Raw genomic sequence first — 10819 nt, 5'->3', positions numbered from 1 at the left:
ATTACGCTGATTTGATGGCCTTTCTCCTTTATACGAACGGGTACGATGCGGGTGGCGCGAAGCTGACCGCGCAGGCCGCGCAAGCCTCGACTACGCCGCTCAATGCCGGGCCGCGCCATTAGGGGCGGTTTGTAATGGGGTTGCCGGTTTGCAGGTTCATGGTTTTTTGCGGTTCATGGTTTTTTGCGGTTCATGGTTTTTCGCGGTTCATGGTTTTTCGTGGTTTATGGTTTTTCGCGTTTCCTTGTGTTCGTGTCGGTCTATCAGTGTTGCCCCTGTGCGGGGCGGCACCTACTTTTCTTTGCAGCGGCAAAGAAAAGTAGGCAAAAGAAAGCCGCTCACACCGCCAGTGTGACGCAGTGGACCACTTGCCCATTATCGGAGCGGTTCCGGAGCGTCTGTCATCACGCGCCCTATAACAGAGTGACCAAGGGCTCATTCCTCCGGCGGCGCTACGCGCGCCGCTGGGCATAATCCAAAACCAGAGGAATGCATACGAATCGATGCAGTGCATGCGCATTCGAGTACGCAGGCAGCATACCTGGTTTCCCATGCAGACCCGACCGCTGCGCGCGTAGCGAGCAGCGGGATGTGCGGGCCCTTTGTCACTGAGTTTGAAGGTGCGAGGTGACGGATGCTCAGGAACCACTTCGATCACAGGCAGGAGGTGGACGGCGTCACACTGGCGGTTTGAGCCGCTTTCTTTTGCCTACTTTTCTTTGCGGCAAAGAAAAGTAGGGGCCGCCCCGCACAGGGGCAACCCAGGCAGACCGACACGAACACAAGGAAACGCGAAAAAGCGAAAAAGAGAACAAGCAAAAAAGCGCTCTCCCACGATTCCAATCGCGGAAAAGCGCACTCCAGCGCTACACCAGACGCCGCGCCATTCGCTCAGAAAAACCCGAGCGCTTCCGCCTGATAGCTCACCAGCAGACACTTGGTCTGCTGATAATTCGACAACGCCATCTTGTGGGTTTCCCGGCCGATTCCCGACTGCTTATAGCCACCGAACGCCGCATGCGCCGGATACAGGTGATAGCAATTGGTCCAAACGCGTCCGGCCTCGATCTCGCGGCCCATTCTGTAGGCGCGCGTGCCGTCGCGGGTCCACACTCCGGCGCCAAGGCCATAGTACGTGTCGTTCGCGATCTCGATGGCTTCCTGTTCGTCCTTGAAAGTCATCACAGAAGCAACCGGCCCGAAAATCTCTTCCTGAAACACGCGCATCTTGTTGTGACCGAACAGCAGGGTCGGTTTCACGTAAAAGCCGTTGCCGAGTCCGGCGCCAGCGGCCGCGCGTTCACCGCCGGTCAGGCATCGCGCACCTTCTCCCCGTCCAATGTCGATATACGAAAGGATTTTCTCGAGTTGCTGCTGCGACGCCTGTGCACCGATCATGGTATCGAGGTCCAGCGGATGCCCGATCTTGATCCGCTCCACGCGGGCAATGGCCTTCTCGATGAAACGTTCGTAAATCGATTCCTGGATCAGCACTCGCGACGGGCACGTGCACACTTCACCCTGATTCAGGGCGAACATGGCGAGGCCCTCGAGCGCCTTGTCCAGGAACACGTCGTCATGGTCCAGCACATCGGCGAAAAAGATGTTCGGGCTCTTGCCGCCCAGCTCGACCGTCGACGGAATCAGATTCTCCGCCGCCGCATGAAGGACGCGCTTGCCGACCGGCGTCGAGCCCGTGAACGCGATCTTTGCGATGCGCGTGCTGGTTGCCAGCGCCTCACCCGCTTCCTTTCCAAAGCCGTTGACGATGTTGATCACTCCCGCCGGGAACAGGTCACCAATCAACTCGATCAGCACAAGCACGGACGCCGGCGTCTGCTCGGCAGGCTTCATCACAACGCAGCAGCCCGCCGCGAGTGCAGGCGCAAGTTTCCACGCTGCCATCAGCAATGGAAAGTTCCAGGGAATGATCTGGCCGACGACGCCCAGCGGCTCATGAAAATGATAGGCGACCGTGTTGTCGTCGATCTCGGAGATGCCGCCTTCCTGCGCGCGAATACAACCCGCGAAATAGCGGAAATGATCGACGGCGAGCGGCAGATCCGCAGCCATCGTTTCGCGCAGCGGCTTGCCGTTGTCGATCGTCTCGGCGACGGCGAGCAGCTTGAGATTCTTTTCCATCCGGTCGGCCGCTGCGAGCAGCAGATTCGCCCGCTCGGTCACGGACGTCTTGCCCCATTTGCGGCGTGCCGCATGGGCCGCGTCGATCGCGAGATCGATATCGGCACCGCGCGAACGGGGCACGCTACAGAACGGCTGCCCGTTGATGGGCGACAGGTTCTCGAAATAGTCGCCGTCGAGCGGCGCCACCCATTTGCCGCCGATGTAATTTTCGTACTGCTTACGGTACGGATATTCGATATCAATGCCCAGTTGCTTCAAATCAAACGGGTTCATCGTGTGTCTCCTGCTCAATATAGGTGAGGTTGAAAGCGTGCTGAGGTGCTGATGGCACGCCACGTTACCTGCAAGCTACATGCCATGCTGTCATGAGGCGCTCTGGGGCGCCCTGCGGAAAAAAATCCAGAGGGATGCGTGTTCGAGTGTTGCAATACGGATCACTCGGTGTCACAGACTGCGATTCTGTTGCAGATCGGAACAAGGTGACCGCTGGTTCGGCGGCACGCCCGTGACGTCGTCGAACACGACTCCGGATGCAAGTGCCGCCGTATCGATCAGAAGTGATGCGCGATGCCGACGTTGACCAGCACGGTCTTATCGCCCGGAGCGGTGCCGCCGGCCACGATCGAAGTCTTGAGACTTTCGAGCGGATCGCCGGTACCGACTGCACCGGCGTCAACGTACGCAACCTGTGCATACACAACGGTGCGCTTCGACAACGCGTAATCGTCGCTCAGCACGAGCGAACGCGTCGTACTGTTGTGGCTGCCACGATATCTGTTGTAGTAGCCGGCCAGTTCTGCCGTATTCGCGACGCTCCACTGGTAACTGATGCCCGGACTAATCGAACTCACATGGGAGACATCTGAACCTTCGATTGAACGATCGATCACGTCGAAGTAGTTGAGTTTGCCCGTTACCGGGCCAAACGATTTGGCCACGCCAACGCTCCACAAGCGGCTCACGTTCTCGCCAGTCACGGAATCGGCAACCTGCTGCCAGGCCGCGGACGCCGTGAACGGACCGGTATAGGTCGCGCCCAGCGAGATCTCGTTGCCCTTGTGCATGCTGCCCGCCACGCCGCCGAACGACCAGGCGGCGCCGAACCAGACGGGACCGAGCGTATTCGAGTACTGCAACGCATTGCCGATAAAGACACCAACATCGTTACTGGGGTTGGTGCCCGCGCCCAGCGCATTGCCGGGTGCCGCGAGCTGGTTATAGGCCCACGTGTACAGGTTCGACAGGTTCTCGGCGAATGCGCGCGGCTCGGTCGTGATGGCGGCGAGAATTGACGGGCTGTACATCCGGCCCAACGTCACCGAGCCGTATGGCGTGGTCAGCCCGACGTTCGCCTGACGCCGGAAGATTTGCGACTGATAGCCGGGCCCCATCATCAAGGCCCCGTTATTGCTGGCGAAGTGAGACTCCAGGTCGAAGGTGGCGGCCATGCCGCCGCCCAGATCTTCGTTGCCCTTCACGCCCCAGACGCTGGGATCGATGCCGCCCGTCGCAAGCTGGAACTGCGAACCGTGTCCGCTCGCTGCACGATTCTGATAGAGCACACCGGCATCGATCGTGCCGTAGAGCGTTACCGAAGATTGCGCCGCTGCGGCGCTTGAGATCGTTCCCAGTGCCACAGCCAGCGTAATGCGTCGATAGTGTCGGGTATGCATCGTGTCTCCTTGATTTTCTGATTTGAACAAACCTGAACGGCTTCTATTTTTTTTCAACCGCGAAGCGCGCCATGGAATCGACGCGACAGGATTCCAACGATCGAGCCAGATCGATTACTTCATGCGCCCTCCATTTATTTTGTATGACTAATTAATCAGGCGATGGAGAGTCGCTGATGTATGAGCCTCGGTATCAGAGGCTCATCGCATGCTCCCTCTCGCGCCTTGACGAGCCGGCATCAGGCGTGCTCAGGCACGCTTTGCATAGACGTTGCACCAGCCGTCGGCGGACACGGCCTTGCCGGGGAACATCGGGCACGGCCCAGAGGTCTCGTTGGCCGCGCCGGTATAGAACCGGCAGTTCGCACACGTCTGGCCCGCCTGATACTTGGGAAAGTGTGCAGCGTCGACCGTGCTGGCCTTGGCGCGATAACCAAGGCCCTTGGCTGCCGGGTCGTTCTCGTCGACGGACGGCGCACCTGCCTGCGCGCGCTGCGCCACGGCGAGTGCCGCGCACAGGCCGACGGTGTGGATCATGAAAGTTCTGCGTGCTTGAGAGACCATGACGGAGTGCTCGTTAAAGAATTGAATTTGTGAGGTTTAGCGCAGGTCTGTGCCTGCCACTGTCGCTCAAAAAAGCAATCCACGTGCCATCACAACGTGATCCGTGCTGGATAAGGGTTTCGCCCGTTTTTCCGGCACTTTTCGCACGAAACGGTCAACGCGATAGGTGTTGCGTTTCGCCACATCCGGCCAACGAACGTGTCACCAAACAGGACAGCGGCCGATGCGGAACGGGCGCTGGCCGCAATCTATTTCGTCATCGGCTTTGCGCTCATGTGCAGCGTGCGCCGCCCGCATCGAACCTTCAGGCGAGCAAACGCAAGGCATCCCCGAGCGACAACACGGTTGTGCGCGAATCGAATGCGGTGGCGAACAAGTGTTCATGCACGATCGGATCCGGGTCGTAACAACAGTCCTTGACCGTGTACAGGCGGAAGTCCGCATCGCTTGCATATGCGACCGAAGACAACACGACACCGGTCGACGCGATGCCGACCAAGATCAGCGAATCGACGCCTTGTGCCGAAAGTCGCAGCTCCAGATCGGTGCCGAAGAACACGCTGGCGCGGTGCGCGACGATGAGCGGTTCATTGGCCTGCTGGCCCAACTCCGGCGCGGTCCGGTCGTCGACAAAGCGGCCCAGTTGCTTGATGCCCTGGCCATTCTTGTTCAACGGACTGACTTCCGGATAGCCCGGGCTGAACCGCAGATTGGCGAAATAAACGCCGACGCCTTTGGCTCGCGCGGCGTCGCAGAGTTTGCGCGTATTGGCCAGCAATTCCGGCGCAACCGATGGAAAGAGCCCGAGAATGTCGGTCTGATAATGCATGACGACAAGCGCGGTTTGCGCCGGCGCGATTGCTTCCATTTACACATCTCCTTGCGGGCGGCGTCAGCGAAAGACACTCACCGCTTCTACAAGTCTCGTCGCTTGCTGAGTGAGGCTATCCGATGCGGCGGTGCTTTGCTCGACCAGCGCGGCGTTCTGCTGGGTGATGTTGTCGAGATCGCTCACGGCCTGATCGATCTGGGAGACGCCGCCGCTTTGCTCTTCGGTAGCCGAACGGATTTCGGCGATCAGATCCGATACCCGCTTCACCTGCGCCACGATTTCGTCCATGGTTTTACCGGCATCGTTGACGAGGCTGGAGCCCGTTTCGACCTTTTCGACGCTGGTGGAGATCAGGTTCTTGATCTCCTTCGCCGCGTTCGCGCTACGCTGGGCAAGCGCGCGAACTTCCCCGGCAACGACTGCGAAACCGCGGCCCTGGTCACCCGCGCGTGCCGCTTCGACGGCGGCGTTCAAGGCGAGGATATTGGTCTGGAAGGCGATCCCGTCGATCACACCAATAATGTCGGCAATTTTGTGCGAGCTAGCGGTGATTTCGCTCATCGTGCTGATCACCTCGGCCACCGCTTTCCCGCCTTTGGCGGCCGCATCGCTCGCGGAGCCCGACAGCGTGTTCGCCTGCATCGCGGTTTCCGCGTTGCTTTTCACGGTGGCAGTCATCTGCGACATCGACGATGCGGTCTGCTGCACGTTCGATGCGGCCTGCTCCGTGCGCTGGCTGAGATCGTTGTTGCCCTGTGCGATCTCCTTGATCGCACGCTGCACGGCGATGACCTGCTCGCTCACATCGTCAATGAGCCATCGGAACATGAGTCCGAGCTGGCTGATCGTGCGCAGCGTCATGCCGATCTCGTCGACGCGATCGATATGGACGGCTTTCTGGCTTTCCCCCGACGCCACGCGCAAGGCATGGCCCAGCACCTGCTCCATCGGCCGGGAAATCTGTCGCTCGAGCCACAGCGACACGACGAGCAGACATGCAAGGGCCGATGCGGAGAACTCCGCGAGCGCTATCCCTCTGATGCCGGTGAGCGAAGCTGCGCCGAGGATGAGCGGCGCCGCCGCGAGCAACGCGGTGCGAATTCGCCAGCGCAGCGGCATGGTCTTGAACATCGACATCCACGCGCTCATGCCCGTGCGGATAATCAGGCCCTTGTGAAAGCGCCGCTTGCCCGCCTTGTGTTCGCGAAACTGGCGGTAAAGGGTTTCGGCAGCCTCGACTTCTTCGCGCGAGGGTTTGGTTCGCACCGACATATAGCCGGATGTCCGGCCGTTGCGCACCACGGGAATGGCGTTCGCGCGCACCCAGTAATAGTCGCCGTTCTTGCGCCGGTTCTTGATCAGCGCGGTCCACGGCTCGCCCCCCTTGAGCGTCGCCCACAGATCGGCAAACGCCTCTTGCGGCATGTCGGGATGGCGGACGATGTTATGGGGCTGGTTTTGAATCTCGTCCTGGGAAAAGCCGCTCGCATGGATGAACGCGGCGTTGGCGTAGTTGATATAACTTTGCGTGTCGGTTGTCGACATCAACGTCGCATCGTCCGGAATTTCGAACTCGCGCTGCGTAACAGGCTGGTTGTTGCGCATACTCTTTCCCTCGAGAAGAATTGTTATGGGCCGCTTTGGCGGCCTGATTTTGCGTAATGCAACAACATTGAAGCTGTCCGGTCTGCTCATGCTTATCGGCCGTTTTTGAACAATCTTGAGTCCCGCGCCAAGGCGCCGGATGACCGCCCAGCAAGCGTTCAAGAGCCCAGGCGAAGCTAGCGCACCTTCAGCACCGCAGCCCCTGTAAAGCGCCCTTCGCGCAGATCCGCGAGCGCGTCGTTCGCCCGCGCGAGCGGATACGTCGTGGTCTCGATCTCGATCTTGTGCTTCGCGGCGATGGCCATAAACGCGGCGCCGTCGTCGCGCGTGAGATTCGCCACGGAGACGATGCGTCGCTCCTCCCACAGCCACGCATAGGGAAACGACGGAATGTCGCTCATGTGGATGCCGCCGCAAACGACCGTCCCCCCTTTCGTCACTGCGCGCAGCGCCGTGGGGACCAGCGCGCCCACTGGCGCGAACAGCAGCGCGGCGTCGAGCGGCTCGGGCGGCGCCTCGTCGCTGCCGCCCGACCACGTCGCGCCCAGGCGCAGCGCAAAACGCTGCGCTTCGATGTCGCCGGGACGCGTGAACGCGTACACCTTGCGTCCCTGGTGCCGCGCCACCTGCGCAACGATATGCGCTGCTGCGCCGAATCCGTAGATGCCGATGCAGGGCGCATCGCCAGCCAGCGCGAGCGTGCGGTAACCGATCAGCCCGGCGCATAGCAGCGGCGCAGCTTCGACGTCGCTGTACGGGTCTGGCAAATGGAAGCAGTAGCGAGCGTCGGCGACCGTGCGCTGCGCATAACCACCGTCGATGGTATAGCCCGTAAAACCGGGGGCGTCGCAAAGATTTTCGCGTCCGCCCAAACAGAAGCGGCAATGCCCGCAGGTATGGCCGAGCCACGGCACGCCCACGCGCCCGCCCGGCGCGAAGCCCGTGACGCCCTCACCGAGCGCCGCCACCGTGCCGACGATCTCATGACCCGGGATCACGGGGCGCCTCGGCTGCGTCAGGTCGCCGTCAACGACATGAAGGTCGGTGCGGCACACGCCGCACGCATGCACATCGATGAGCACCTGGCCCGCCGCGGGAACCGGATCGGGCATCTCCACCTCGCGCAACAGCGGACTCGTACCGTCGAACAGCATGGCTAGCATCGTCAATCTCCGGAGCGGCAAGCGCGAAATAACCGTTTTCCATGCCAGTCTGCCGCAATGTCAGTGCCGCGTAACGCGCTCCCAACCGTGCCGGACAGCGCCCTTGAATCGCTCCCAGCCGCTTTCATGCCGGCGATCCCGCTGGCCTTGCCCGCGCCCGACTACGTAACCGCGCGCATGCTGACCGTCGGGCGCACCGGATTTCGCGTAGCGGGTGTCGTAGTCTTTCGGAAAATCGTCCCGCCTCGTCTCGTCTTCTAGCGGGGTGCCCATCAGGGGATCGCCCACCAGGCCCTGTCCTCGCGCAACGGACGCAGTCGGTCCGGGCTCCCGCACGCGCGTCGTGACTTGCTGCATCCCGCCGGCCGTGTGGTGCGAGGCCGACGAGAAGCTCGTGCGCTGCGCTTCCGGCCTTTCCGCCCCTTCCGGCCTTTCCGGGGCAGCAGCCGGGCTGGTGGCGCCCGTGGAGTGAGCCGCCCCCGGCGATGTGTCACGCATGCCGCTGGACTCCCTCCACCATGCGCTGCTGCGCTCGTCAATGTCAGCGGCGCCCGCGCGGCGCATCACGTCGCGAGTCAAATCGACCTGCATGTCGGAAACGTCGGCGCTGACAATCGCCCCGCCGCGACGGATAAATTCCTTGTAGTCCTCAGTCTCCGGCGGATATTCACCCTGCTTGAACAATTGGGCGAATAACTGGTCCAGTTGCTCGAATACGGGCATGCGATGGGGCGCACTCCCACTGCCCGGTGCATAGACCCGTGGTCCTTTTTCAACGGGGGCGGCCACCGACATCGAGTACACCGCGATATCGGCCGGCGCGACGCCAGCCTCGCCTAGCGCCCGCTGGGCCGAACACGCGTCCGTGTAGCTGTCGTACACCCCTAACACGGTTTGTTTCATGAGCGTCTCCCTCTAACCGGCCTGCTTTCACACACCGACGACGCAACGCACGTGCCTGTGCCATAGCGGGTCTGAAGGCGCGGCCTTTTCAGGTCGTTAGCCGGCGATAGGCGTTCAGATGACGCACCAGGCCCTGCGGGTCGCCGCGTCTCTCCAGCAGCATGGCCAGATTGTGGTGCGCGTCCGCGTATGACGGGTCAAGCTCCAGGCAACGCTGGTAACTGCGCTCAGCGTCCTCCAACCGGCCCAGATCCTCATAGGCAATGGCGCGGTTAAAGTGCAGGACCGCGTCTTCCGGGAAATGGGACAACGCCTCGTCGAATACCTGAAGCGCGTCTTCGCATCGCGGCTGCATTTCACACAGCAGCGCGCCCAGATCCACGTATGCGGCATAGAACGGTTGCGGCGACAACGCTATCGCCTTCCTGTACGCCTGCTCGGCACCGCTCGCGTCGGACGTCCTGAGCTGCTCGCCGAGCGCGTACCACTCCTGCGCCTGACCCGCCAGATTCTTTTGCACGGGTTGGGTGTCGAGGAACACGACATTGCCCTTGATTTCCGCGACCTCGAAGTCGAGCAGGAGCTGCCCGGTCACCGCATCCCACTGCGACGGGCCGGTCCTCACGGCGACATCGCTACCGAGCGCCGATACGCGAATACCCGTGAGCGGCAACTCATCCGGCAACGCGTCCCGCAGCCGTGCGAGGGCCATGATGATCTTGCGCGGCGGAATGCGTGCATCGCGCAACTGTAGCGCGGTACGCAGCAGGACAACATCCTGGAAGGCGAACCGATATTCGTTGCGCGGACCGCGCGACGGCATCACGAATCCTGCCGCGATCAGACCGGACACCACATGGCGCGAGACGCCGAGCATCGCTTGCAACTCACGCATCGAAATCGCGCGCGCTGTAATCTGCGCTGTAATCTGTTCTGTCACTTGCGCGCCCGGACCTTTGCGGGTGCTTCAGCAGGCGATTTCGTTGCGCGCGCAGCGGGTTTGCGCGTTTTCGGCGCCACCGGAATCTCCGTGACTGGTTCGGCGCCTTTTCGCCTGGGTGCCGTGGCGGATTTTGTTTTCTCGCCGCCGCCCTTCAAACTCGCGCGCAAGGCATCCATGAGATCGATGACCTGCCCACCGCCGCGCGTGGACTCTACGGCCTCCTGAGTAATCACCTCCTTGCCTTCTATTTTCTCGTCGATGGCGGCAAGGATGCGCTTTTTCTCTTCGTCCTCATAGGCCGCCGGGTCGTAGTTGTCTTCAGCCCCCTGCTCGATGATCTGTAGTGCGAGCTTCAGTTCGGCATCGGACACCTGGACGTGTTCGACATGCAGGTCGCCCAGCGAGCGAACCTCGTCCGCATAGAGCAATTGCTGAAAGACGAGCCCGTCTTGTTCGGGGCGCACTTGCACGATCCGCGTTTTTCCTCTCGACGCCCATTTGGCCAGCGCGCAGCGGCCGCTTTTCTCCAGCGCCTGTTGCAGCAAGTTGTATGGCTTTCCGCCGCGCTTGTCGGGCGCAATGTAGTACGCCTTGTCATAGAACACAGGGTTCACGGCTTTTTCCGGGATGAAAGCCATGATCTCGACGACGTGACTGGCAGCGTCCTCCAGCGCCTTGAGCTCATCGCTGCTAAAGACCACGAATCGGTCCTTGTCGAACTCGTAACCCTTGTTCATGCTCGAGCGTTCGACAACGGCCCCCGTCTTCTCCGAAATGTACTGCTGCTTCACGCGTGAGCCGTCTGGCGCGAGCAGGTGGAACCGGACCTCGGACGAACTCTCGGTCGCCGTGTAGAGCTTCACCGGAATCGACACGAGCCCGAAAGACAGCGACAGTGAGGCGATTGAGCGGGCAGGCATGGACTTCTCCTCGTGGATGGGCGCGTTTAGTACGTTCCGCAAGGGATGTGCCACCAACGACGGCGGCAAAT

General features: G+C 61.4%; 9 protein-coding genes. All 9 read right to left on the bottom strand.

Annotation, left to right across the window (positions count from 1 at the left end):
• Nucleotides 1-891: 891 nt before the first annotated feature.
• A complete protein-coding gene (exaC, locus tag L5014_RS35860) occupies nucleotides 892-2418 on the bottom strand; it encodes an acetaldehyde dehydrogenase ExaC (RefSeq protein ID WP_238468619.1) in 1527 nt (508 codons plus the stop codon).
• Between the two features lie 278 nt (nucleotides 2419-2696).
• Nucleotides 2697-3818: a porin gene (locus L5014_RS35855; RefSeq protein ID WP_238468618.1), complete on the bottom strand. Its 1122-nt coding sequence runs from the start codon at nucleotides 3816-3818 to the stop codon at nucleotides 2697-2699.
• Between the two features lie 249 nt (nucleotides 3819-4067).
• Complete coding sequence (locus L5014_RS35850) at nucleotides 4068-4382, bottom strand: high-potential iron-sulfur protein (protein WP_238468617.1); 315 nt, start codon at nucleotides 4380-4382, stop codon at nucleotides 4068-4070.
• Between the two features lie 304 nt (nucleotides 4383-4686).
• Nucleotides 4687-5250: a cysteine hydrolase family protein gene (locus tag L5014_RS35845; protein ID WP_238468616.1), complete on the bottom strand. Its 564-nt coding sequence runs from the start codon at nucleotides 5248-5250 to the stop codon at nucleotides 4687-4689.
• Nucleotides 5251-5274: 24 nt separating this feature from the next.
• Nucleotides 5275-6819: a methyl-accepting chemotaxis protein gene (locus L5014_RS35840; RefSeq protein ID WP_238468622.1), complete on the bottom strand. Its 1545-nt coding sequence runs from the start codon at nucleotides 6817-6819 to the stop codon at nucleotides 5275-5277.
• A 176-nt stretch (nucleotides 6820-6995) separates the two neighbouring features.
• A complete protein-coding gene (locus tag L5014_RS35835) occupies nucleotides 6996-7982 on the bottom strand; it encodes a zinc-dependent alcohol dehydrogenase family protein (RefSeq protein ID WP_238468615.1) in 987 nt (328 codons plus the stop codon).
• Nucleotides 7983-8042: 60 nt separating this feature from the next.
• Nucleotides 8043-8885 (bottom strand): hypothetical protein, encoded by an 843-nt coding sequence (locus L5014_RS35830; RefSeq protein WP_238468614.1) that lies wholly within the window; start codon nucleotides 8883-8885, stop codon nucleotides 8043-8045.
• An 88-nt stretch (nucleotides 8886-8973) separates the two neighbouring features.
• Nucleotides 8974-9780, bottom strand: coding sequence for a tetratricopeptide repeat protein (locus L5014_RS35825; RefSeq protein WP_338019383.1), 807 nt, complete (start codon nucleotides 9778-9780; stop codon nucleotides 8974-8976).
• A gap of 41 nt (nucleotides 9781-9821) precedes the next feature.
• Entirely contained in the window at nucleotides 9822-10748 is a 927-nt protein-coding gene (gene ku / locus L5014_RS35820; protein ID WP_238468621.1) for a non-homologous end joining protein Ku, read from the bottom strand.
• Nucleotides 10749-10819 lie beyond the last annotated feature (71 nt).

The sequence above is a fragment of the Paraburkholderia tagetis genome (genome assembly GCF_022213065.1).
Classification (GTDB): Bacteria; Pseudomonadota; Gammaproteobacteria; order Burkholderiales; family Burkholderiaceae; genus Paraburkholderia; species Paraburkholderia tagetis.
This window is presented reverse-complemented; position numbering and strand designations above follow the sequence as displayed.

Excerpts from the sequence above, each read along its gene's own strand:
- exaC (WP_238468619.1), bottom strand. The coding sequence starts at position 2,418 with ATGAACCCGTTTGATTTGAAGCAACTGGGCATTGATATCGAATATCCG.
- L5014_RS35855 (WP_238468618.1), bottom strand. The coding sequence starts at position 3,818 with ATGCATACCCGACACTATCGACGCATTACGCTGGCTGTGGCACTGGGA.
- L5014_RS35850 (WP_238468617.1), bottom strand. The coding sequence starts at position 4,382 with ATGGTCTCTCAAGCACGCAGAACTTTCATGATCCACACCGTCGGCCTG.
- L5014_RS35845 (WP_238468616.1), bottom strand. The coding sequence starts at position 5,250 with ATGGAAGCAATCGCGCCGGCGCAAACCGCGCTTGTCGTCATGCATTAT.
- L5014_RS35840 (WP_238468622.1), bottom strand. The coding sequence starts at position 6,819 with ATGCGCAACAACCAGCCTGTTACGCAGCGCGAGTTCGAAATTCCGGAC.
- L5014_RS35835 (WP_238468615.1), bottom strand. The coding sequence starts at position 7,982 with ATGCTAGCCATGCTGTTCGACGGTACGAGTCCGCTGTTGCGCGAGGTG.
- L5014_RS35830 (WP_238468614.1), bottom strand. The coding sequence starts at position 8,885 with ATGAAACAAACCGTGTTAGGGGTGTACGACAGCTACACGGACGCGTGT.
- L5014_RS35825 (WP_338019383.1), bottom strand. The coding sequence starts at position 9,780 with ATGCGTGAGTTGCAAGCGATGCTCGGCGTCTCGCGCCATGTGGTGTCC.
- ku (WP_238468621.1), bottom strand. The coding sequence starts at position 10,748 with ATGCCTGCCCGCTCAATCGCCTCACTGTCGCTGTCTTTCGGGCTCGTG.